Source organism: Candidatus Scalindua japonica (assembly GCF_002443295.1).
GTDB lineage: Bacteria > Planctomycetota > Brocadiia > Brocadiales > Scalinduaceae > Scalindua > Scalindua japonica.
Window position 1 is genome coordinate 1 of sequence record NZ_BAOS01000004.1, and the last position, 24,788, is coordinate 24,788.

Here is a 24,788-nt window from a genome sequence, read left to right on the forward strand (position 1 = left end):
TGTGAACTTGGTAAAGAAGGCGCATTTATCTGGGTTAATCAAACAGCTGCTGAAATGTTTGGTTATAAATCACCTGAAGAAATGATTGGGACAAAGGTAAATGAAATATATGTAAACATTGATGATGGAAGAACGCAGTTAGAGATGCTTGAGAAACATGGTGTCTTGAGTAATACTGTGTATTTATGTAAGAATAAAAGCGGTGATTGTTTTTACGCCGAATGTACATCTCATTTAGTTAAAGATAAAAAAGGTAAACAATGTCGTATTGAAGGAATAATTAGAGTTATTACAGAGCGTAAAAAATCTGAATATCGTCTTATTGCTCAGCATGCCGTGACAAAAATATTGTCGGAGTCAGAAACAATAAAAATTGCTTTTCAAGGAATTTTAAAAGTTATATGTGAAGCACTGGATTGGGATTTTGGTTCGTTATGGTTGGAACATGACAATGTATTGCGTTGCGTGTATCTCTGGCACGTTCCAGGCTTACAATTTTCGGAATTTAAGAAAAAGACTAAAGAAATTAGTTTTTTACCCGGAATTGGCTTGCCGGGACGTGTATTGTCAAAGGGCAAAGCGGCCTGGATCAAAGACGTTGTGGTGGAATCAAATTTTCCAAGAGCAACCGCCGCATCAAAAGTAGGGTTGCATGGCGCCTTTGCCTTTCCAATTATTGCCAATACTGAAATACTTGGGGTTATCGAGTTCTTTAGTCAGAAACCAGAAGAGCCAGACAAAGAGTTGCTTAATATGATGGAGGCAATTGGTAGTCAGGTAGGTCAATTTATCAAACGTAAGCAGGCAGATGAACAGGTTAGTAAGTTGTCTCGCGCTGTCGAACAAAGCCCGGTGTCTGTTGTTATTACAGATACAAAAAATAATATTGAGTATGTTAATAGAAAATATACTGAAGTAACTGGATATTCTTTAGAAGAAGTCAAAGGGAAAAACCCAATAGTTTTAAAAACAGTTGAAGAGAATGTTGAAGAACACAAAGAACTTTGGAAAACCATTACATCTGGTAAAGAATGGCAGGGAGAATTCTGCAATTTTAATAAGAATGGTGAAATATATTGGGAATCAGAATCTATTTCACCAATCAAGAACTGCGATGGTATCATAACAGGTTTCATTCAGTTAAAAGAAGATATTACAGAACGCAAGTTGGTGCAAAGTCATCTTAAAACACAACTTGAGGTTGCAAAAGTATTGGCAGAATCTAATACAATTAGAGAAGCATCTACCAGAATAATTGAAGTTGTTTGTATCGCACTAGGGTGGGATCTGGGAGAAGTCTGGATATATGATAAGCAACAATATATTTTACGTAATACAGAAATCTGGCATCTACCATCTTTAAACTTTTCTGAATTTAAAGATATCACCTGCCGCACAACCTTTTCACCACAAAAAGGACTGCCAGGCCTGGTATGGCAAACCGCAAAGCCACTTTGGATTGAAGATGTTGCCCGTGATTCAAATTTCCTAAGGGCATCTGTTGCGGATAAAGAAGGACTGCATGGAGCCTTCGGTTTTCCAATTGCTATCGATAATGTCGTACTTGGAACAATCTGTTTCTTTAGCCGAGAGATACGGCGACCGGATGATAAATTGCTTAATATGATGTCAAGTATTGGCAACCATATCGCTCTGTTTATTGAACGTAAGCAGGCAGATGAACAGATTAGTAAGTTGTCACGCGCCGTCGAACAAAGCCCCGCGTCTGTTGTTATTACGGATACTAAAGGTAACATTGAATATGTTAATAGAAAATTTACTGAAGTCACCGGATATTCTTTTGAAGAGGTAAAAGGGAAAAATCCAAGAGTACTGAAATCAGATGAAAGAAACTCTGTAGATTATAAAGAACTCTGGGATACCATTTCATCCGGTAAGGAATGGAGAGGTGAATTTAAAAACAAGAATAGTGATGGAAAAGCTTATTGGGAATTTGCGTCTATTTCACCAATCAAAAACAATCAAGGTGTCACAACCGGTTATATTGCGATAAAAGAAGATATAACAGTGCACAAAAATTTGGAGCAGCAACTGATGCATGCACAAAAAATGGAATCAATAGGACATCTGGCTGCCGGCATTGCACACGAAATCAACACACCAACACAGTACATTATGGACAATACAAGATTTTTACAGGATTCATTTAACGACATCAACAAACTTCTTGAAAAATATTCACATCTACTTGAAACCTGTAAATCAGGTTCAGTAGAATCCGAATTAATTGAGGAGATAGAGGTTGCAGTCAGGGAGTTGGACGAAGACTTTCTTGTAGATGAAATTCCTAACGCGATCACTCAGTCATTAGAGGGTCTGGATCGTGTAAAAAATATTGTATATGCAATGAAGAATTTTTCACATCCCGATAATGAGAATAAGAAGCCGATTGATATTAACAAGGCAATTAATAATACGATTACTGTCGCAAGAAATGAGTGGAAATATGTGGCGGAGGTTAAGACGGACTTTGATTCAAGTTTGACATCTGTGCCGTGTTTTCCCGGAGAGTTTAATCAGGTGATACTTAACCTGATAGTTAATGCCGCTCATGCTATTGGCGAAGAACCGGGAAACGGAAATGAAGGAAAGGGCATAATTGTTATCAGTACCCTTTGCGATGGAGAGTGGGCCGAAATACGGGTCAGTGACACAGGGACAGGTATCTCAGGAGATATAAGGAAAAAGATTTTTGATCCGTTCTTTACTACCAAAGAAGTAGGCAAGGGAACGGGACAGGGTCTTTCTCTTGTGCATTCCACAGTGGTTGGCAGACATAATGGGACAATTACCCTGGATACAGAGTTGGGGAAAGGCACTACGTTTATCATACGACTGCCTCTTTGTACTTCTTCTTCTGAAATTGTAAAAGTTTAAAGGATATGAAAATGGATGATAATCCACTTCAAGGAGAACATTTTTGCAGAAAAAGGAAAATCCTTTTTATTGATGATGAATCTAATGTGCTGGACGGGTTTAGACGCATGTTACGTAACCAGCGTAAAGAGTGGGATATGAGTTATATCGGCAGTGTGGATGCAGCATTAGAACTGATAGAAGAGAGATACTTTGACGTTATAGTTTCTGATATTAAGATGCCGGAGAAAGACGGATTTGAATTGTTGAAAATTCTTCACAAATCAGAAAGGACTAGAAATATTCCCGTAATAATTATAACCGGCTGTAATGAGAGTGATATGAAATGCCGCGCGTTGGACCTGGGCGCAACTGATCTCCTCAACAAACCGGTTTGCAGGGAAGACCTTCTGGCTCGTCTCCATAGCGTTCTTCGCTTGAAGAGTTATCAGGATGAACTAAATAACCAGAATAAAATCCTTGAGCATAAGGTTAGAGAAAGAACAATTGAGTTAGAAAATTCCCGTCTGGATATTTTATGGCGACTTGGTAAGGTGGCAGAATTTCGTGATGAAGAAACAGGGAACCACGTTATCAGGGTTGGGTGGTACTGTAAAATTATTGCCGAATCGTTAGGGATGAGATCGGACTTTGTTGAAATGTTATTTCTGACAAGCCCTCTTCATGATATCGGCAAGGTGGGAATACCGGACGAGATTCTTTTAAAGGGAGGACGTCTGAATCATGATCAGTGGGAAATAATGAAGCGGCATTGTATAATAGGATCTGAAATTTTTAATCAGGATTATGTTGGTATGAAATCATTTCTTGCGTGGAGTTGGAAGAATGAACATAAAAGGTACAATAATGAAAATAACCCTCTCTATAAAATGGCCTCCAGTGTTACCATGACGCACCATGAAAAGTGGGATGGAACAGGATATCCAAAATGCCTTGCAGGAGATGAAATCCCTTTAGCATCTCGTATAGTTGCTATTTCAGATGTCTATGATGCTCTGTGCTCTGAACGTCCATACAAGTCGGCATTTTCCGAAAATGAGGCATTGACTATCATGGGTAAAGAGGTTGGACTTCACTTTGATCCTGATGTATATCATGCCTTTGCGAAATCACTGAGTGAGATAAGAATCATTAAAGAACAATTTTCAGATAAATATTTAAAACAGAAAAAAGGAATACATAACAAAAAGAAAGGACGTTTTGAAAAAAATACTCTTTGTAGATGATGATCTGAATGTCCTTAACGGGTTAAAGAGGACGCTGCGCTCAATGCGTAAGGAGTGGATTATAGAATTCGCTTCGGGTGGTCTGGAAGCCCTGAACATCATGTCAAATTCCAAATTTGACGTTATAGTTAGTGATATGCGCATGCCAAATATGGATGGAAGTCAACTGCTGCAAATCGTTTCAAAACAGCATCCTGAGTGTATTAGAATCATATTATCCGGTCATTCTGACCATGAGATGGTACTGGGGTCGATTAAATGTGCGCACCAGTATATGATGAAACCGTGTGATACGGTAGTAGTAAAATCTATAATAAATCGTGCATGCAATCTTCGTGATATATTAAAGAGCGATGAGTTAAGGATACTAGTAGGAGGAATGAAGAACTTGCCGAGTTTGCCTAATTCATACAATTTGATTATTGAAGAGATGAACTTGACTGAGCCATCTCTTGCAAAAGTGGGAGATATTATTGCCCATGATGTTTCGATGTCAGCAAAGATATTACAGTTGGTAAATTCGGCTTTTTTTGGACTGCCTCAAAAAATGGTAAATCCTCAGCAAGCGGCAATCTATCTAGGTGTGGAAACACTGAAGGCCCTTGTACTTTCAACACACGTTTTTTCTTCATTTACAGAAACTTCCGAGTCATTAGATTTTTCTTTACCAAATTTATTTAATCATAGTATGGCAGTGGGGAATCTTGTGAAAAAAATTATGGGTAGTGAGTCGGTTGATCAACGGGTAAAAGAGGAGGCGATGGTAGCAGGGTTGCTTCACGATATAGGTAAACTGCTGATGTTGACTATTCCTGATCACTATAAACAAATACAAACGTTTAAGGGTGATATGGGATGTGACGATTTAACTGCTGAACATGAAGTCCTGAATACTTCGCATGCTGAAATGGGAGCGTATCTTTTAGGACTGTGGGGACTTCCGATAGGTATAGTTGAGTCAATTGCTTTTCACCACCATCCATCAAGACTGATAGGGCATGAATTTGACGTATCAGGTGTGGCATTCGAGGTGGGGGAAAAATACGAAAAACCAATTGATAGCAGCGGTTCGACGTCGCTGGACGTAAAAGAATATGCGGTATTGACAGCGGTACATGTGGCAGATGCATTAATAAATCAGAAAGATTGTGATTCCGATACAACTGAATTTAAATATATTGATATGCGTTATTTAAAGGCACTTGGTCTGGTTGAAAAATTGCCGGAGTGGGTAGTGTGTTATGAAAAGGTAAGAGAAAGAGGTGGTTGATATGGATGAAAAAATACTGTTTGTTGATGATGATAGTAATATACTTGCCGCTCATAAGAGGCAGTTTCACAAGAAATTTAATGTGATTACTGTTGATAGTGCCGCTAAAGGTATAGATGAGGTTAAAAAGCAGGGGCCCGTTGCGGTAGTTGTCTCTGATTATCGTATGCCGGAAATGGACGGTGTCCAGTTTCTTTCAACCGTCAAGCAGATCGCACCTGATACAGTACGTGTATTGCTTACCGGACAAGCTGATATGCAGACATCTATCGACGCCATTAATGAAGGAAATATCTTTCGCTTTCTCTCAAAACCATGTTCGAATGATATTCTTACAAAGGCATTAAACGCAGCGATAGAACAGTACAGACTTATTACTGCTGAACGTGAACTTCTTGACAAAACATTAAGAGGCAGCATAAAGGTTGTCAGTGAAATTCTCTCAATGGTGAACCCTGTTGCATTCAGTTGTTCCTCCAGAATCAATAATCTGACGAAAAAGCTGGCAGAACGTTTAAATGTGGAAAATATGTGGGAAGTGGAGCTTGCGGTAATGCTGTCACAGATAGGATGCGTTACTATTCCCGGAGAAACCCTGGAAAGAAAATATCAGGGCGAAGACCTCTCCATTGAAGAGAACCAGATGTTCTTTGATCATCCTAATATAGGAAAGAGCCTGCTTGCAAATATTCCCCGTCTTGGAGGGATTGCTGATGCTATTGCCTACCAGGAGAAGAGATTTAATGGTGGCGGCGTTCCAATTGATGATAGAAAGGGAGAAGACATTCCTTTGATTTCTAGAATTCTTAAAGTAGTTCTGGACTTTGATCTGAGGGTAGCGAGAGGTGAGACCAAGCCTCAGGCTATTGCTCAGATGCGCAGTCATATGCAATGGTATGATCCCGATATTTTTAGAGAGCTTGAATCAGAAGTCATCAAAAAAGAAGAGTGCTATGTGAAACAGGAAATAATGTTAAAAGAGTTGATGCCGGGAATGGTACTGGCCGAGGATGTAAAAACCGAGAAAGGTATGCTGTTAATACAAAAGGGATACGAGATTACACATATCTTGAAGAAACGTATACTGAATATTGGTAATGTGAATCCAATAATAGAGCCTATAAAGGTATTAAAGGAGCTACAGAAAACAGAGGTATAAAACCTTTTGCTGGCAATCGAATCACGATATACACAAACCTGAAGAGCATAAATATTTATTAAAGTTACTGGGAATATAACCGATAAAGTAGATATTAAAACAACAAAAAACTTTAGTCGGTACTAAAGACATATGTTAAGGACTCATTAGTGATATCAATAAATTCTTTATATAAATGTGGACAAAATATAATTGTTATTCTTAGGAGGGGTAAATAATGACGATCGGCAAGAAATTTATTTTGATGTATTCTGTTTTTTTTGTTTCTGTAATAACAGGAGCGTTCTTTGTCTTTAATTCTACAAGGGAACAAAATGCCGAAAAAACAACTATTGATCTTGCTGGTCGACAGCGGATGCTTACCCAGAAATATTTTAAGGAATATATCAATGATTTGATACCCTTACAGATACGCCATAGTACACTGAAAGCGGCAGAAATTGCGACACTCCAGATTGTGGAAGATCGTAAGCAATATACAAAGAATATTGTAACAAAGCTGAAGAAAGATGGTGTTGTTAACGTACACCCAAACAGGGAATATGCCAATATCGATGGTGGCATACCTCTTCCTGCCACTTTTGTACAGGAAGTATCCAAAAAAATAAACGAAAAAGCGGTGTACAGTTATGAACTTCTCAGCAAGTGGAATATAAATAAAGAAAAAGGGTTAAAACCGGGCTTTGAGCAAGAGGCGTTTAATTATCTGTTTCATAAAAAAGGTGAAACTTTTTCTCGATTTATGGTGCACAATGGTATTTATTCACTTCGTTATGCGACAGCTGATAAAGCCTCTGTTTCTGGTTGTGTAAATTGTCACAATAACCATGAGGATAGCCCTAAACATGATTTTAAACTTGGAGATGTGATGGGTATGCTGGTGGTAAATATTCCAATCGGTACAATAAGCACTGAAACTGCAGCATTCTTTGGAACTACGAACGATGATAATTTCGGAAAGGATACCTTTCTTAAGACTAAGAAAGTATTTGATACGACTCTCGGAGCTCTTATGAATGGTGGCAATGCTCCTCTGGACCTAGGAATGACAAAATTTACAAAACTCACAGCAGCAATTGATCCATCGGTCCATAGCAAGCTTAGTGAAGTGCAAAAATTGTGGGGTACTACACAGGATACACTGAAACAGCTTACAGAGACAACTCCAAATTCGGCTGAATATATAGCTGCTTATATGAATGCTTATAAAACAAATAACGCTACAATGAAGGCTATCAATGAGGCGGTTAGTATTTATGTGGCAGATGCTAATAAAAAAGGGATATTTTTGTTGTGGATTCAGGCCGGTTCTGTTGGTTTGATCTGCTTAGTCATTGGTCTTGGTTGGGTTTTTTTCGCGAATCCATTGATAAATTTCCTGAAGGAACTAGTTGGAAAACTGACAGAGAGTTCAAATCAAGTTGCAGCAGCATCAAAACAGATATCATCTTCCAGTCAGAGCCTTGCTGAGGGTTCGTCAGAGCAGGCGTCATCGCTGGAAGAGACTTCCGCATCAATGGAAGAGATGAGATCCATGACAAGACAAAATGCCAAAAACTCCATGGAAACAGCAAAAATTGCCGCGCAGTGTAACCAGAACGCTGAATCCTGCAATAAATCGGTAAATGAGATGAATAATGCAATGCATGATATTAATGAGAGCAGTAAGAAAATTGGAGACATTATAAAGGTAATAGACGGTATAGCATTTCAGACTAATCTTCTCGCACTGAATGCCGCTGTAGAGGCGGCGCGTGCCGGTGAACATGGAAAAGGTTTTGCCGTAGTGGCAGAAGAGGTGCGTAATCTTGCACAGAGAAGTGCAACAGCGGCAAAGGATACGACAGAACTTATTGAAGATTGTGTAAGTAAAGCGGAAGTAGGCACAAAACTTTCTGAAGAGTGTAAGACTGTTTTGGGCGGTATAGTAACAAATGTAAAGAAAGTAGCAAGTCTGATTGATGAAATATCCATTGCTTCGACGGAGCAATCTGAAGGTATTGATCTGGTAGGTACAGCATTGCAGCAGATGGACCAGGTTACACAGCAAAATGCGGCCAATGCGGAAGAGACTGCATCTGCAAGTGAGGAGATGTCGGCCCAGGCACTAAGTCTGCTTGATCAAGTCAATATCCTGTCGAAACAGGTTGGAGATGAGTCTGATATATTAACCGGTTCTAACAAAGAATCACTTTTCCAAACCACTCAACATGAATCATTCCACAAAATTTCGAACTCAACAAGACCAAATGATAATTACAAAAAATCTATTTCTCATAATAGTCCGTCAGCAAAAGAGGAGTTAATCCCAATGGGAGAAAACAGGATAGTTGAACACGATGAAAGTATGAGTGACTTTTAGCAGCAACTCTTCAAGCAGGTATCATAAATCTGTAAGTTATGTGAAACAAGCTACATTACTTAATTATTTTGTGTCAATGTAGGAGTTGTGTGGGGTTACTTTCTCTCCTTTTCATTCAACTGCGGAGCTTTGTCTTTCAGACATTAAATATTGGTGCACACCTGAGGCAGCCTGTCGGCCACTGTAGATAGCTCGAACAACGAGACTTGCTCCCAGTTCCGCGTCACCTGCGGCAAAGATGCCTGGTAGACAACTCATCTTATTGTCATCTATCTTTATCCCGCCTTTTTTATCAAGTTCAAGCTTCAGGTCATTGATAAGAGGGCCGTGCTCACAATGTTGAAAACCTATTGAGATGAAAACCAGATCAGCAGGAAAAATCTTTTCGGAACCAGGTTTTTCTGTATAAGTGCCGCGTGAACCATCCTCTGGTCTCGTCCAATCTAGTTCTGCCACTTTCAGTCCAGTCAGTTTACCATTTTTACCTATAAACTCTTTTGTCTGATATTTCCAGAATCTCTCACAACCCTCTTCCTGAGATGAACTGGTACTGAACGTTTTTGGCCATTCAGGCCATGGATTACAAGGTGGGCGATCCTTTGGGGGAACATCCTGGTAATAAATATGTGTTACACTTGCCGCTCCCTGGCGGATACTGGTACCGATACAATCTGACCCTGTATCACCACCTCCAATAACAATGACACTCTTTCCTTCAGCAGTAATCACTTCCTTATCCGTAATGATATCACCTGCTATTCTGCGGTTTTGTTGAGTGAGAAAAGGCATCGCAAAATGGACACCATCTAAATCTCTTCCGGGGATTACAAGATTCCTGGGAATTTGTGCTCCAACACAAATAACTACAGCATCGAACGTTCGTGATAAATACATCCCTGAAATATCAATGCCCGCATTTACTTGTGTTTCAAAAGAGACACCCTCTTCTTTCAGTTGATTCAACCTTCTTTCAAGTACACTTCTATCGATTTTATAATCAGGTATACCATAACGTAACATACCTCCAATCCTGTCATCTTTTTCAAATACGGTAACGTCATGGCCTTTTCTGACCAATTGTTGTGCTGCTGCGAGCCCTGCAGGCCCGGAGCCAACAATTGCTACACGTTTGCCTGTCTTCGCTTCAGCAGGTTGAGGCTGTATCCAACCCTCAGACCAGCCTCGTTCGGCAATCTGTTTTTCAATCTGTCTTATAGTGACAGCTCTTCTGTTAATTGATAATGTGCATGATGCTTCACATGTAGCCGGACAAACTCGTCCGGTAAACTCAGGAAAGTTATTCGTTGAATGAAGCATGGCCAATGCGCGCTTCCAATGGCCTTTATAAACAAGATCATTCCAATCCGGTATTCTATTCTTTACCGCGCAACCATAGGCATGGCACGATGGAATCCCACAATCCATACAGCGACTTGCCTGTGATTCCAATTCGCTGTCAGAAACATTTTGCTCAAATTCCTGGAAATTTTTTATGCGTTCATCGACCGGAAGTTTAACACCTGGCTTTCTGTCCATTTCGAGGAATCCTGACGGTTTACCCACTAAACACCTCCTCTGTTGCTAATACCAGCTCATCATCACGGTGCTCTTCCTGTCTGATCCGTTCTAATGATTGCTTATATTCCATTGGCATAACTTTAACAAATAATGGCAGACGACTATCCCAATGATCAAGAATGTCTTTTGCTCTGGCACTTTGTGTATATTCAAAGTGTTTAGTCAGCAGTGTGTGTAAGCAGTTCTTGTCCTCGTCTGTCCAGACACTTTCCAGATCGACCATGTCCAGGTTGCATTTCATACCGAACCATTCGTGCTCGTCGTAAACATATGCGATACCACCACTCATGCCGGCCCCAAAGTTGTTGCCGGTCTGTCCGATAACGACTACCGTTCCTCCGGTCATATACTCGCAACCATGATCACCAACTCCTTCAACCACAGCAGTTGCACCGCTATTTCGTACAGCAAAACGTTCTCCTGCCATACCGTGAAGAAAAACTTCTCCTCCTGTAGCTCCGTAGAGAATTACGTTACCTGCAATAATATTTTGATACGGTTTGAACGTTGATTCTTTAAATGGGTTCACAATAATTTTGCCACCTGACATTCCCTTTCCGACGTAGTCATTAGCATCTCCTTCTACACGTATGGTAATACCCGGGACCAGGAATGCTCCAAGGCTTTGTCCGGCATATCCTTTGAGATTCAATTGGATTGTATCTTCAGGAAGTCCGGCAGAACCGTATTTTCTCGTGACTTCACTACTAAGTATTGTTCCTACAGTTCTATTAATATTACGTATTGGAATATCAATAATTACCTGTTCTTTTTTTGTTAATGCATTTTCAGACAATTTTATTAATTCATTATCAAGTGACATGGATAACTCATGGTCCTGCTTCTTGATACAGTGTAATGTTGTTTTTCCATCAGGGTCCGGGTGAGTTAAGAGAGCGCTGAAATCAAGTTTTTTAGCCTTCCAATGGTCTATTGCCTTTCTTACTTCAAGTTTGTCTACACGTCCAACCATTTCATCAACGGTTTTAAAACCCAGTTCAGCCATGAATTCTCTCATCTCTTGAGCAAGAAATCTGAAAAAACGTTCAACAAACTCAGCCTGTCCATCAAAATTGGCTCGTAACTCCGGATTTTGAGTAGCCACGCCTACAGGACAGGTGTTTAAATGGCATTTCCTCATAAGCACGCAACCCAACGTAACCAGAACGGAAGTACCAAAACAGTATTCTTCCGCGCCAAGCAGTGCCGCAATGACGATATCTCTTCCCGTTTTTAACTGACCATCCGTCTGTACAATAATTCTATCACGGAGTTGGTTGGCAACAAGAGTTTGTTGCGTGTCTGCCAGTCCAAGCTCCCATGGCAAACCGGCGTGCATAATACTTGACCATGGCGCAGCTCCGGTACCTCCATCATAACCACTGATTAATACTTGATCTGCTTTTGCTTTGGATACACCCGCAGCAACAGTGCCTACGCCTGATGCGGCTACCAACTTTATGCACACTTTTGCTTTAGAGTTTGCGCAATGGAGATCGTAAATTATCTGCTTTAAGTCTTCAATAGAATAAATATCATGATGAGGTGGCGGTGAAATCAATGAAACTCCGGGTGTAGTATGTCGTACCTTTGCAATGTCTCGACTCACCTTATGTCCGGGTAACTGTCCTCCTTCACCAGGTTTAGCTCCCTGTGCCATCTTGATCTGGATCTCTTCCGCATTTACCAGATATTCACTGGTTACCCCAAACCTGCCTGAAGCAACTTGTTTGATTTTGGAAATCTTCCAATCGCCGTTTGGCAGTTTTTCAAAACGTTCAGGATCTTCTCCTCCTTCACCAGAATTACTTCTACCTCCAATTCTATTCATTGCAATAGCAATAGATTCATGAGATTCTTTACTTATTGAACCGAATGACATTGCGGCAGTCATAAATCGCTTCATTATATTCTCTACAGGCTCAACTTCTTCAATATTAATCTTAGCAGACTCCTTAAATTCAAAAAGACCACGTAATGTTGCCAGTTCTTTTGTCTGACCATCAACAAGCTGCGTGAACTCTTTAAAGATTTTATAGTCATTGTTTCGTGTTGCCTGCTGTAATTTATAGACGGTCTCCGGATTCCAGAGATGCTTTTCTCCACCATGTCTAACTGAATAATAGCCTCCGACATCAAGGAATTCATCATGTTTGCCATCATACGGAAAGGCATTAAGGTGTCGAGCGTAAACTTCCTGTGCTATCTCTTCCATTCCGATACCACCAATTCGTGATGCAGTGTCACAGAAGTATTCATCAATGACTGCTTTATCAATTCCAACAGCCTCAAAAATCTGAGACCCGAAAAAGCTACGAATTGTTGAAATACCCATACGGCTGAATGACTTTAAGAGCCCTTTTTTAACAGCTGAAATATAGGCATCCATCGCATCTTCCGGATCTTTTTTCTCTACCAGGTACTCCTGCTCCGCCATTTCTCTTACTGTGCTGAAAGCGACGTAAGGACAAATTGCTGTGATTCCAAATGCAATTAAAAGAGTAAAGTGCATCACCTCTCTTGCTTCTCCTGTTTCAATAATCAGTCCGCACGAGCCGCGCAATCCCTTCCTGATTAAGTGATGATGCAGACCTGAAACGGCCAGAAGAGATGGAATAGCACAACGCTCTTTGCTGATATGCCTGTCCGTCATGACCAGTATATTAGCTCCGTCCGAAATATGTCTTTCTGCTTTTTCGAAAAGTGAATTCATGGCAGACTTCAAGGCTTCTCCTCCACCTTGAGTTGGAAATAGAATGTCGATCTTTCTTACCATCAGACCAGGATGATTTGCATTTCGAATTCGCCACATATCTGTAGGTGTTAATATTGGGTGAGACAGTTTAATCTGCCTGCAATGTTCCGGCGTTTCCTCAAGGAATCCGCCTTTTTTCCCGATGTAATTCATCAGTGACATAACGAGCTCTTCACGTAACGGGTCGATGGGTGGGTTGGTTACCTGGGCGAATAACTGCTTAAAATAGTTATACAACAGTTGAGGTTTGTTAGACAATACCGCCAGTGCATTGTCATTTCCCATGGCGCCTATCGGTTCCTGTCCACGGCTTGCCATATGTGAAATAGTGGTATTGATATCCTCATCAGTATATCCGAATGCATGTTGTTGCTTCCTTAATACTTCCAAATCTATTTCAGGTATCCTTGACGGATTAAATAATCCGCGAAGTTCAATAAGGTTTTCTTTTAAATAACGGCGATAGGGCGATTGTCTGGAAATTTTTGCCTTTATTTCATTATCAGGAACGATCCGGTTTTGCTCTAAATCAACCAGGAACATTTTGCCGGGTTGTAATCTACCACGTTGACGAACTTCCTCTCCCGGTATGTCAAGAACACCAGTCTCGGAGGCCATGATTATCATACCGTTTTTAGTAACTGTGTAACGCGCTGGTCTTAATCCATTTCTGTCCAGCATTGCACCGATAAAACGTCCATCAGTAATCACAATGGCAGCAGGTCCATCCCATGGTTCCATAAATGCGGCGTGGTATTCATAAAATGCGCGTTTGTCTTCACTCATATAATACTTCTTACCGCAAGCCTCGGGAACCATCATCATGGCAGAATGTGAAAGTGATCTGCCGGATTTGACAAGCAATTCAAAAACATTGTCAAAGACTGCTGAATCACTTCCGTATTCATCATGAATAACAGGTTTTATCTTCTCTATATCTTTACCTAAAAGCTCAGACTCCAGGTTCTTCTCACGTGCCTTCATCTGATTAATATTGCCACGAAGAGTATTTATTTCTCCATTATGCGCAAGGCATCTGAAAGGTTGAGCAAGGTTCCAGGCCGGGAATGTGTTTGTGCTGTATCGTTGATGAATTATTGCAAATGCTGATGTAAAACGTGGATCACTCAGATCAGGAAAGAAAACCGGAAGTTGGTTTCCTGTGAGTAATCCTTTATAGACAATAGTTTTATGGCTGAAACTACAGACGTAAAACTGACTGTAATCTCCATTTGTCCAAGATGAAATCTCATTTTCTATGCAACGTCTTATGATGTATAGTTTTCTTTCAAAGTTCTCACCTTCAAGCGTTTTACTTGTAATAAAAAGCTGATGTACCGTAGGTTGTGTCAAACGGCTGATCTCTCCAAGTGAATTGCCGTTGGATGGAACATCTCGCCATCCTAAAAATCTGCAATCTTCAGCCTCAACAATTTTTTGTACAGTTTGCCTGCATTCTTTAATCTTGGCTTCTTCCTGAGGCATAAAAAACATACCTATACCATATTTTTCTTCAGGAGGTAAAGCAAGATCTTGTTCAGAACAAACTTGACGAAGAAAATCATCCGGAATTTGCAATAAAAGCCCACCTCCATCTCCCGTCAGTTTGTCGCTCCCAATAGCACCGCGATGTTCTAAATTGATTGAAATCTGAATAGAGTTTGAAACTATAGAATGTGTTGGAGTTCCATCTATATTCGCCACAAAACCGACGCCACAGGCGTCATGTTCGTATATCGGATCATACAATCCAGATCTTTCGGGTTGTCCGGCTAAATTTACATTTTTGAAATTATTAATTTCCAGCATATCAGCTTTTGTTTCCACGTAATATTCCTTGATCTATTTTGCCACTTTGTATGCGTGTAGACTTACAATCTCAATTTGATAAGTTTTATTAAGATCCTGGCAGCCAATCACAGCGCGTGTTGGAGAACATTTGATATATTTTCTATACACCTCATTCATCTCGCCCCAATAATCTATATTCTTCATGAAGATGACAGTATTAATAACTCTGTCAAAATTTGTACCGGCTTTTTTAAGGGCACCCTTTACATTTTCAAATATTAATTTGAATTGTCCATTGGGGTCTAATGTCGGAACTTCACCGTTTTTAGCAATTGGTATAAACCCTCCGCAGTTTATTTTAATTGCCTTAATCTTCTGAAGACGTACCACATCTTCCTCAAACCAGTCACACATCAAACCAACTTGCCTGGCAGGCTGTTTGCCTCCTATTTTTCTGCCATCTGCAATGACTAAATCAAGAAGTTTGTCTCTTGCGGCAAATGATAGTTTTTGTGCTTCCTCTGTAGACATACTATCTAACTCTTTTAACGTATAATTTTTATTCGTTGCCTTAGCCATGAATATTTCCCCCTTAGAACTTGTTATGCTGTTGAGGCAGATTAATATACTATACGTATTACTCTGTCGTAACAGCCTGGATAATAATTTTAAAACTTACAATTAAACATTACTTTTTCTTTTGAAAATTAAGTGTTATATAGTGATTTCATTGGGCTAAAATTTACATGCGCTTAGTTACGCAACAATGATGCCGGTTATGAAATATTTACATGTAACTAATTTCATCTGCTGTATAAGTATAAATATAATAACATGATATAGTGGTATTGTTGAAAAACAAAAAAAATATTTAATATTTTACCTGTGGGTTTGTGCGCAAATATTTCTAAATTATTACTGTGTGGCTGAAAATTAGCGAAATATATGCGCAGACAGTGGTATTTGTTTTTTCTTCTACATTTTTTGAGTAATACTGATCAAATGATAAATTAAATGTGACAATTTATAATTCTCAAGTTAAGAAATTTAATGTAAAATTAGACATATTGGCCACAACATTGTAAAATCAAGTCATTATCAATTTATAGCCATAAAAATACTATATAATGGCAAGTATATTTTAAATTTGGAGATCGAGATATTATGGCCGCTGCGAAAACTATAAGTGAATATCTTTTACAAAAACTATTCACACATGGTGTCAGGCATATGTTTGGTGTTCCGGGTGATTATGTTCTTAGTTTTTTTCATCAAGTGGAATCCAGTTCAATAAAGGTTATTAATACGTGTGATGAGCAGGGGGCAGGTTTTGCGGCTGATGCTTATGCAAGAGTAAAAGGTTTAGGGGTGGTGTGTGTTACCTACTGCGTTGGTGGTTTGAAGGTTACAAATACAACCGCCCAGGCTTTTGCAGAAAAGTCTCCGGTTGTTGTAATAAGTGGAGCGCCGGGAACGAATGAAAGAATAAAGTCACCGCTCCTGCATCATAAGGTCAGAGAATTTGATACGCAATTGAAGGTCTTTGAACAGATAACGGTAGCATCGACGGTTATTGACAATCCTCAGACTGCATGTCGCGAAATTGACCGTGTAATAGATGCCGCTTTACAACACAAGAGGCCTGTTTATATTGAATTGCCACGTAATATGGTTTCTGTTACCGCGCTACCCTATTATTTACCACAGGATATACCTCTTCCACGTGATGACAATGCACTTAAGGAAGCACTGCTTGAGGCAAGAGATATCATCAACACATCAAGAAAGCCTGTAATTGTTTCCGGTATTGAGCTGCACAGGTACGGGTTACAGGACGAATTTCTTCAGTTTATAGATAAAACCAATATTCCGGTTGTTTCTACACCTCTGAGTAAATCGGTTATCAGTGAACACCATCCTCAATATATGGGTATTTATGAGGGGGCCATTGGTCGGAGTGATATTAGAGAATATGTAGAATCGAGTGATTGCCTTGTACTTCTGGGCGCGTTTATGACAGATATAAATCTTGGTCTGTTTACAGCGTGTCTTGACCAGGGTCGATCAATTTATGCAACCAGTGAAAAAGTATATATACATTATCACGCATATGAAAATGTGAGCCTGGGTGATTTTCTTAAAGGACTTTTGCAGACTGATATTGACAAACGAGAGACCGGGGCTATTCCTCACCCGAAACCCCTTCAGCCACTTCAACCGGTTACGGGGAAGAAAATTACAATAAACTATTTATTTCGGTCTCTTAATGCCTTTCTTGACAAAAACACCGTAGTCATCGCAGATACCGGAGATGCTATGTTCGGCGCCATGGATATAACAATACACAAGGAGACGAAGTTTCTTGCACCTGCGTATTACGCGTCAATGGGATTTGCCGTACCGGGAAGCCTTGGTGTACAATTAGCTGATCCCAATCTTCGACCACTTGTATTAGTTGGAGATGGAGCTTTTCAAATGACAGGAATGGAACTGTCAACTTCAGCAAGATATCAACTTAGCCCGATTATTATTGTTTTGAATAATAGTGGTTATGGGACTGAACGTCCGATGCTGGATGGCAGCTTCAACGATTTAACAACATGGGCATATAGTTCTATTCCTGATATTCTTAAGTCGGGTAGAGGGTTTAGCATTAAGACTGAAGATCAACTTGAAGAGGCGTTAACACTCTCCCGTCAATATGCTGAAGATATCTGTATTCTTGATGTACAAATAGATGCTGATGATAAGTCATTGGCTCTCGAGTCTATAGCGAAAGCATTTGCCAGTCGCGTTTAAAAATTCACAGGCTTTTGTTTTATACTATTTGGACTTTCAAACCTGGTTTCTCCAATCACGCTTTGTTTACACTCGGGATGGTCTTTGTCAAGCAGGTTTTGACCAACTATTGACATTTCCAGGTTTTCAACGGATGAAGAGTAGTACTGAAAGCGGTGTCTGGATGCACTTAATTACTGTGCTTCCGGCCCTTGAGATGCAGGACAACGGATAATAACTATTACTTAATATGATTCGTTAAAACAGAAAGAACACAATTACCAGGAGGTAATATAATGCAGGAAATCGTAAACTTTTTATTTGAAGTGGGTTTCTTGAAGAATGTAGAGAGAAGCGGATGGCGGCTGTTTGGGAACAAAGCACCTGAGAGCGTAGCTGAACACTCTTTTCGTTGTACTATTTTAGGATACATATTGGCAAAATTAGAAAGGGTTGACGCGTCTAAAGTAATCATGATGTGTCTTTTCCATGATGTGCACGAGGCCAGGACTAACGATCTTCACAAAATAGCACAAAGATACATAAACCTTGAAGAGGGTGGAGAAAAAGCAACCCAGGAACAGCTGGGGTCGTTAAAAGGTGCGATAGGAGATGAGATAGGAGATGTGCTGAGCGAGTTGACAAATCAGAAGAGCAGGGAGAGTATTGTTGCCAGAGACGCGGACATACTGGAGTGCGCAATGCAGGCCAGAGAGTATCAGGTTCAAGGATTTGATGCCGCTGTTGATTGGCTTGACAGAGCTGATGATAGACTAAGGTGTGAGTCCTCAAAAAAGCTGCTGTCAATTTTAATACAGTCAGACCCGAATGAGTGGTGGAAGAGGCTTAAGGATAAAAAGTAATTTTCTGCGATTTGTGAATTGGTTTTTAATATTACATTATAATTATTACAACTGAGAAGTTTCAGAAGATTGTTTGTGCTAATTTATAGTATAAATCTGTGAAATTATTGACTTAAAGAAATATTTTGACAATCATTACTTATTATCCTAAAATTTTAACTCGTTTTGGATAGTTTTTATGTAATTACTCAATAAGTTAAGGTAAACTTATTAATCCGATGACCACCCCTTTCCCCTCCTTCTCAAAGAGGGCGTTTAGCGGTGGTTTTCCTTAACTTATTTAAGGAAGTACGTTTTTATAGAAATCGAAAGGGGAATATTTAAATGAAGACACAACTTGACAGGGCCAGAGAAGGCGAAATTACACAAGAGATGAAAGAGGCTGCTGTCTTTGATGATGTCAGCCCTGAATTTATACGTGACGGAATTGCTAATGGCCACATTGTTATATATGGTAATACTCAGAGAAAATCCAAGGTTGTAGGTATTGGACAGGGCCTGAGAACAAAAATAAATGCAAGTATTGGGACCTCTCCGGATATAGTTGACTTTGATATGGAAGTAGAAAAGGCCAAGGTTGCTGAGAAGGCCGGTGCTGATACTCTGATGGAGCTTTCTACCGGTGGTGACTTAGGTGAGATAAGGCGAAGGGTTCTTGACTCAATCGGTTTAACGGTTGGGACTGTGCCTCTTTACCAGGCAGCAATGGAGACTATTGATAAGAAAGGTTCTGTTGTAAAGATGGAGTCTGATTTCCTTTTTGAGATTATTGAGCGGCAGGCACAGGATGGAATCGGTTTTATGGCTATTCACTGTGGTATAAATATGATTACGTTGGAACGCTTGAGAAAGCAGGGTTATAGATACGGTGGCCTTGTAAGCAGGGGAGGATCATTCTTGACCGCATGGATGAACCATAATAAGAGAGAGAACCCACTATATGAAGAACTTGACAGGCTCATTGATATAATGAAGAAATATGACGTGATTTTAAGCCTGGGGAATGGTCTGAGAGCCGGGGCGGTACATGACAGTACCGACAGGGCTCAGATCCAGGAATTGATTATGAATTCCGAGGTTGCTGAATATGCCCAGAGCAAAGGCGTTCAGATAATTGTTGAAGGCCCCGGGCATATACCGATAGATGAAATAGAGGCTAATGTTATTATACAGAAGAGGATGAGCAATAACGCACCGTTTTACATGCTTGGCCCTATTACTACTGACGTAACACCGGGATATGATCATATATCTTCTGCAATTGGTGCTGCTTTGTCATCACGTTATGGAGCTGATTTTATCTGTTATGTTACCCCTCCTGAGCATCTTGCGCTTCCTAACCCTGATGATGTTAGAGAGGGTGTTATGGCAGCGAAAGTCGCCGCTCACGTTGGAGATATGGTGAAACTTAAGGATAAAGTTAAAAACCAGGATTTAAAAATGGGAATTGCCAGGAGGGACCTTGACTGGAAAACCCAGTTTGAAACTGCTATCACTTCAGAAAAAGCTGAGGAGATCAGAAAAAGCAGGCCGCCTATGGAAGAGGAGACATGCACAATGTGCGGCTCGGTCTGTTCGTTAAAGGGTGTGATGGAATATTACGAAGATGACCTTAAAGGGAGCAGAAAGAAGAGTTACGCTGCGGCTGTATCGGGAAATGGCTTTTAAATATGAATTGTAGCGACGGTTTAATGGTTTCCTGAATGATGTGCAGAATTTATCCTTGTTTATTAATCTTTGGAAACATGAGACATGTCCATAGTTTTATTAGAGCATCCAAGGCCAAGACCACCTGAAAGATATGAATCTGTTGTCAATACTCCGCTATCTGCCTGTCTGATGACAGGCTACATTGCTTCTACGCTGATATCGCGGCACCTTGAAGTGAATGTCGTAGATGCGAACCTGAACGAGTGGTCTTTCGCTAAAATGATTCAGGAACTGGAAAAAAGAAGCTTTAAACTATTAGGTGTTCATTTTGTCTATTTATGGGAATATACCGGAGATATGTTTAAAGCTCTTTTAAGCCTTAAGAAGAAGCTCCCTGATATCCACATAAACCTTTACGGCCACTTTCCCACATTTGCATCAGGAGATTTATTGGCAGAAAACCCTTTTGTTGATTCGATAACCATAGGTGAGCCTGAGGGTGCATTTCTGGAACTTGCCGAGTCAATTGTAAACAACAAGGGCCATTCTGCTTTGCTCGCAATAAACGGCCTTGCTTTTAACGCAGCAAATAGTAAGGCAGATGGAGTTACAGTGGAAAGTGGCGTTGTACAGAACCGACCTGGAAAGCCGGTTTCAGATCTTGACAAACTCCCTTTTCCTTATCGTAACGATTTTAAACAAAAGAAAAAAAAGGGTATTTCTACCTATATACTCGCCAGTAGAGGATGTTATGGAAAATGTACCTTCTGTTATCTGGATAATTTCTATGGTGACGAATCGTACTGGAGGGGGAGAAGCCCTGAAAATATCTTTAAAGAGATTTGTAATATTTATGAAAATTATGGAGAGAAATATTTCTATTTTGCCGATGCTAATTTTTTTGGTCCCGGCAGGAATGGGAAAGAACGCGCGTGTCAACTCGCAAACCTGATTGTAGATAAAGAACTGAATATAAATTTTGGAATAGAATGCAGGGTTAATGATGTAGAGGAGAAAACTATTTCTGCTTTGGTTAAGGCAGGTCTGAAAGAGGTCTTCCTTGGCATTGAAAGCGGTAGCCAGAGGTCTTTGGATAAATTCAGAAAATATACAACGGTAGAGGACAATAAGAATGCAATTTATCTACTCAGAGAGTATGGTATTGAACCGAATTACGGATTCATTATGTTTGATCCGGATTCAACAATTACGGATGTCAGGGAAAATTTTGAATTTCTTAAAGAAATGAATATGCTGAGAACACCAAGTATTACTGCACACCTCTTGCACCATAAGCAGACAATATTTAAGGGAACATTCGATTTTGAACAGAAGTACTATGGCCCCAATACGGATTCCGGAACAATGTATGAATGTTCGTATGAATTTAAGGATAAGTCTGTCAAAGCGTTATCTGATGATATAAACAGTTTTTGCCTTAAGTCGCTTAGAGATCTATTCCGGAACAGAGATGAATTTAATGTACATTTTGATTCTTGTGTATATGAAGAAGATGATCTTTTTTCCAGGCAGATGAACAAAAAACTGATTGACCATTTTGAAATGGCGTTAAAATCCTTTGAGGACAATCCTGTCTTTACTTAAAGCAGATTTTTTTATTGTTAAAATGACCTTATGAAGAAAATCATAGTAACAGGGGGGCTGGGATATATTGGCTCACACACGGTTGTTGAATTAGTAAATAATGGGTTTGAACCTATCATAGTTGATAATCTTTCTAATTCTTATGCTGATGTCTATTCATGGTTAGGTGAAATTCTGGGTCATAAACCTCAGTTTTATCAGATTGACTGTGCTGACAAAAGTGCATTTAATGACGTTTTTAAAGCAAACAATAACATTAAAGGGGTGATTCATTTTGCTGCCTTCAAGTCTGTTTGTGAGTCTGTGGCACAACCAGTTTTATACTATCAAAACAATCTTAATTCATTACTTGTATTATTGGAATTGATGAATGAATATAGTATTGGTAATCTTGTCTTTTCTTCGTCATGTACTGTTTATGGAATCCCTGAAGGAAAGATACAAGTCGATGAAAATACTATGTTGCAAAAACCAAACTGCCCTTACGGGCAGACCAAGATTATGTCAGAACAGATTATTTCTGATGTAGCTGATTCATGTGAAATCAAAGCTACATTACTTCGTTATTTCAATCCAATTGGTGCTCATGAGTCAACCGGAATTGGTGAGTTGCCAATCGGCAAGCCGGATAATCTGGTGCCATTTATAACACAAACAGCAATAGGCCTTAGAGATAAACTCTCTATTTTTGGAAACGATTATGAGACACCGGATGGGACCTGCATACGAGACTTCATTCATGTTACAGATTTGGCAAATGCGCATGTAAAGGCACTAGGGTACTTAGGCAAACAGGAAGAGCGAGTTTCCCGATTTAACCTGGGCACTGGAAAAGGGCACTCTGTAACGGAATTGGTAAAAACCTTTGAAATAGTAACCGGTGAAAAGCTTAATTATGAATTTGTTCCAAGGCGAGATGGAGACGTGCCGGCTATTTATGCTAATGCGGACAAGTCAAACCGTGTTCTTAACTGGACATGCAGGTACTCGTTAGAAGATTCATTAAGCTCAGCCTGGAAATGGCAAAAACATTTGAAAAAAATAAATTTTAAGATAAAGCTTTAAAGTAATGCATGGTATAAACGGGAACTCATTGAAACCAAATCAGATACAACTCCCATAGGACTACTGAAATAAAAATCAGAAGAATTAAGATAAACAGATATTTAGCACGAATTTTTGTGCCGAAAATATGAACATTTTTATAAATTAGCAGTAAAGTCACAGAAGCTGTTGTTAGGAGATATTTTGCTGTAAGAAATGGCAACGTGCCATATTGAAGGAAATGTTCCATTATTGGGTTTATTTCTGCGGCTCCTTTACTAATTAAATGGAGAGTCAGCATGGCGTCTGTTACACTTAAAAGAATTATCACAATGATTATGCTGAAAACTCTCACGCTGAAATGATCAAGAAAATAACTTTCCTGATGATCTGTTCTTCTTCGAATTGTCTTTCGTCGGCCAAAAAACAGATACCGTAATCCTGGCGCACCTTCTTCTTGCCTTCTATCAGTGTCGTTTGACCGGTTTTTTTCAGATTCTGAAGGTGATTGTAATTCCATAGAGAAAAAAATATATTGTATGGGCTGGTAACGTTTCTTACTCGACACAAACATTGATTAGTTCGTTCGTATGGCAATATGTTCTACAAGGAAATAGTGTCCAACGAAAACCGAACCGATTTGATCGAAATTCATTACTAGACTTTTATGGAGATTAGAAACAAAATTTCACTGGATTTCAACTGTTATTATTTAACTACTTTGTTATTATACATGTTTCTAGACTTTAACTAATGTACAATAAAGAAGACAACTTATATAAGCATTGGGAAAATATTGGTTTATGAATAGTGATGATGTTCAATATCTGAATGATTTAAGCTATGGCTATTGGAAGTCTCAGGTCCTTTTTGTAGCTGTTGAGTTAGATCTATTCACGTTGATTGATAGAGGAGGAAAAGGTGGTAAGGATATTGCCGCAGAACTCAGGACTGATATTAGAGCAACGGAGATGTTGCTGAATGCACTAGTCTCGCTCAAACTTTTAAAAAAAAATAAGCAAAAGTATATAAATACTACAATTTCCAAGCGTTGTTTGGTGAAAAACAGTCCTTTCTTCCAGGGAGATCGGATTTGCCACTTTAATAATATGTGTGATTACTGGTCTCGCTTAAACACTGCTGTAAAGACCGGTAAGCCAACGGCATTTTTTAATGCAAAGAAAAATGTTGATAAAAAGAGATTAGGGGTATTTATCAGGGCTATGCATAACATTGCTACGATACAGGCCGATCAGATATACAAAAAAGTCGAATTAGGGAAATATAGAAAACTACTGGATCTTGCGGGGGGGCAGGGTACGTATGCAGTGCGTTTTGCAGAGAAGAATAAGAATCTGCAGGCTGTTGTCTTTGACCTTCCTGATGTAATTAAGATTGCCAGAGCATATATTAAAAAATCAGAACTTACTGGTAAAATTACTACAAAGGCCGGTAATTGCCTTGAGGATAATTTTGGTAAAGAGTTGTATGATATTGTCTTAGTCTCAAATTTATTACACATTTATGACGTAGTTGAGAACCGTACAATCTTAAAAAAGTGTTGGGATTCCTTGACAAAAAAAGGTATAGTCGTAATTCAGGAATTTATATTGAATCCTGCAAAGACGACACCTCTATTCAGTGCACTATTTAGTCTGAATATGTTAATGGGAACCCAGAATGGTTCTTCGTATTCTGCGGTTGAGATGAAGGAGTGGCTTAAGAAGGCAGGTTTTAAAAACATAAAGAGAATTGATCTGAGTATGGATTCAGGGTTGATAATTGGATATAAGTTATAAATACAATTAA

Annotated in this window: 15 protein-coding genes; 11 read left to right on the forward strand and 4 right to left on the reverse strand. The window is 39.5% G+C overall.

Going from position 1 to position 24,788, the window contains the following annotated elements; all coding sequences use genetic code 11:
• From SCALIN_RS02255 to SCALIN_RS02275, 5 genes are all read left to right on the forward strand, one after another.
• A partial coding sequence (locus SCALIN_RS02255) for a PAS domain S-box protein (RefSeq protein WP_133111620.1) occupies window positions 1–2,898 on the forward strand: 2,898 nt, incomplete at its 5' end.
• Between the two features lie 11 nt (window positions 2,899–2,909).
• On the forward strand, window positions 2,910–4,124 hold the full coding sequence (locus tag SCALIN_RS02260) for an HD domain-containing phosphohydrolase (protein ID WP_162532113.1): 1,215 nt from the start codon (window positions 2,910–2,912) through the stop codon (window positions 4,122–4,124).
• Window positions 4,099–5,394 carry a response regulator gene (locus tag SCALIN_RS02265; protein ID WP_096892650.1) on the forward strand — a complete coding sequence of 432 codons (1,296 nt, stop codon included), beginning with the start codon at window positions 4,099–4,101 and terminating at the stop codon, window positions 5,392–5,394. The genes SCALIN_RS02260 and SCALIN_RS02265 overlap by 26 nt, the downstream gene beginning before the upstream one ends.
• A gap of 1 nt (window position 5,395) precedes the next feature.
• Window positions 5,396–6,553 carry an HD domain-containing phosphohydrolase gene (locus tag SCALIN_RS02270; protein ID WP_096892651.1) on the forward strand — a complete coding sequence of 386 codons (1,158 nt, stop codon included), beginning with the start codon at window positions 5,396–5,398 and terminating at the stop codon, window positions 6,551–6,553.
• 217 nt (window positions 6,554–6,770) lie between these two features.
• Window positions 6,771–8,915 (forward strand): methyl-accepting chemotaxis protein, encoded by a 2,145-nt coding sequence (locus SCALIN_RS02275; protein ID WP_096892652.1) that lies wholly within the window; start codon window positions 6,771–6,773, stop codon window positions 8,913–8,915.
• 111 nt (window positions 8,916–9,026) lie between these two features.
• Here SCALIN_RS02275 and SCALIN_RS02280 read toward each other — a convergent pair whose 3' ends face one another.
• The 3 genes from SCALIN_RS02280 to SCALIN_RS02290 are packed head-to-tail and all read right to left on the reverse strand — an operon-like array spanning window position 9,027 to window position 15,618.
• Window positions 9,027–10,478 (reverse strand): glutamate synthase subunit beta, encoded by a 1,452-nt coding sequence (locus SCALIN_RS02280; protein ID WP_096892653.1) that lies wholly within the window; start codon window positions 10,476–10,478, stop codon window positions 9,027–9,029.
• Entirely contained in the window at window positions 10,471–15,075 is a 4,605-nt protein-coding gene (gene gltB / locus SCALIN_RS02285; protein WP_203415311.1) for a glutamate synthase large subunit, read from the reverse strand. Before gltB ends, SCALIN_RS02280 begins: the two co-directional genes overlap by 8 nt.
• Before the next feature lie 15 nt (window positions 15,076–15,090).
• Window positions 15,091–15,618, reverse strand: a complete 528-nt coding sequence (locus SCALIN_RS02290; RefSeq protein WP_096892654.1) for a RidA family protein — start codon at window positions 15,616–15,618, stop codon at window positions 15,091–15,093.
• A gap of 585 nt (window positions 15,619–16,203) precedes the next feature.
• Between SCALIN_RS02290 and SCALIN_RS02295 the strand changes: the two genes are divergently transcribed.
• From SCALIN_RS02295 to galE, 5 genes are all read left to right on the forward strand, one after another.
• Entirely contained in the window at window positions 16,204–17,838 is a 1,635-nt protein-coding gene (locus SCALIN_RS02295; RefSeq protein ID WP_096892655.1) for an alpha-keto acid decarboxylase family protein, read from the forward strand.
• A 275-nt stretch (window positions 17,839–18,113) separates the two neighbouring features.
• The gene (locus SCALIN_RS02300; protein WP_096892656.1) at window positions 18,114–18,680 is read left to right on the forward strand and encodes an HD domain-containing protein; all 567 of its coding nucleotides are present in this window, start codon (window positions 18,114–18,116) and stop codon (window positions 18,678–18,680) included.
• A gap of 324 nt (window positions 18,681–19,004) precedes the next feature.
• Window positions 19,005–20,348 (forward strand): phosphomethylpyrimidine synthase ThiC, encoded by a 1,344-nt coding sequence (gene thiC / locus SCALIN_RS02305; protein ID WP_096892657.1) that lies wholly within the window; start codon window positions 19,005–19,007, stop codon window positions 20,346–20,348.
• Between the two features lie 84 nt (window positions 20,349–20,432).
• The gene (locus SCALIN_RS02310) at window positions 20,433–21,935 is read left to right on the forward strand and encodes a B12-binding domain-containing radical SAM protein (RefSeq protein ID WP_096892658.1); all 1,503 of its coding nucleotides are present in this window, start codon (window positions 20,433–20,435) and stop codon (window positions 21,933–21,935) included.
• Window positions 21,936–21,965: 30 nt separating this feature from the next.
• The gene (gene galE / locus SCALIN_RS02315) at window positions 21,966–23,000 is read left to right on the forward strand and encodes a UDP-glucose 4-epimerase GalE (protein WP_096892659.1); all 1,035 of its coding nucleotides are present in this window, start codon (window positions 21,966–21,968) and stop codon (window positions 22,998–23,000) included.
• A 25-nt stretch (window positions 23,001–23,025) separates the two neighbouring features.
• On the opposite strand, the gene SCALIN_RS23725 is transcribed toward galE, so the two are convergent.
• Window positions 23,026–23,553 (reverse strand): DUF5658 family protein, encoded by a 528-nt coding sequence (locus SCALIN_RS23725; RefSeq protein WP_420885411.1) that lies wholly within the window; start codon window positions 23,551–23,553, stop codon window positions 23,026–23,028.
• Window positions 23,554–23,782: 229 nt separating this feature from the next.
• On the opposite strand from SCALIN_RS23725, the gene SCALIN_RS02325 reads away from it, so the two are divergent.
• Window positions 23,783–24,778, forward strand: a complete 996-nt coding sequence (locus SCALIN_RS02325; RefSeq protein ID WP_096892661.1) for a methyltransferase — start codon at window positions 23,783–23,785, stop codon at window positions 24,776–24,778.
• Window positions 24,779–24,788: the final 10 nt, after the last annotated feature.

Coding starts and splice junctions, on each gene's coding strand:
- SCALIN_RS02300 (WP_096892656.1), top strand. CDS start 18,114: ATGCAGGAAATCGTAAACTTTTTATTTGAAGTGGGTTTCTTGAAGAAT.
- thiC (WP_096892657.1), top strand. CDS start 19,005: ATGAAGACACAACTTGACAGGGCCAGAGAAGGCGAAATTACACAAGAG.
- galE (WP_096892659.1), top strand. CDS start 21,966: ATGAAGAAAATCATAGTAACAGGGGGGCTGGGATATATTGGCTCACAC.
- SCALIN_RS02325 (WP_096892661.1), top strand. CDS start 23,783: ATGAATAGTGATGATGTTCAATATCTGAATGATTTAAGCTATGGCTAT.
- SCALIN_RS02260 (WP_162532113.1), top strand. CDS start 2,910: ATGGATGATAATCCACTTCAAGGAGAACATTTTTGCAGAAAAAGGAAA.
- SCALIN_RS02270 (WP_096892651.1), top strand. CDS start 5,396: ATGGATGAAAAAATACTGTTTGTTGATGATGATAGTAATATACTTGCC.
- SCALIN_RS02275 (WP_096892652.1), top strand. CDS start 6,771: ATGACGATCGGCAAGAAATTTATTTTGATGTATTCTGTTTTTTTTGTT.
- SCALIN_RS23725 (WP_420885411.1), bottom strand. CDS start 23,553: ATGTTTGTGTCGAGTAAGAAACGTTACCAGCCCATACAATATATTTTT.
- SCALIN_RS02290 (WP_096892654.1), bottom strand. CDS start 15,618: ATGGCTAAGGCAACGAATAAAAATTATACGTTAAAAGAGTTAGATAGT.
- SCALIN_RS02295 (WP_096892655.1), top strand. CDS start 16,204: ATGGCCGCTGCGAAAACTATAAGTGAATATCTTTTACAAAAACTATTC.
- SCALIN_RS02310 (WP_096892658.1), top strand. CDS start 20,433: ATGTCCATAGTTTTATTAGAGCATCCAAGGCCAAGACCACCTGAAAGA.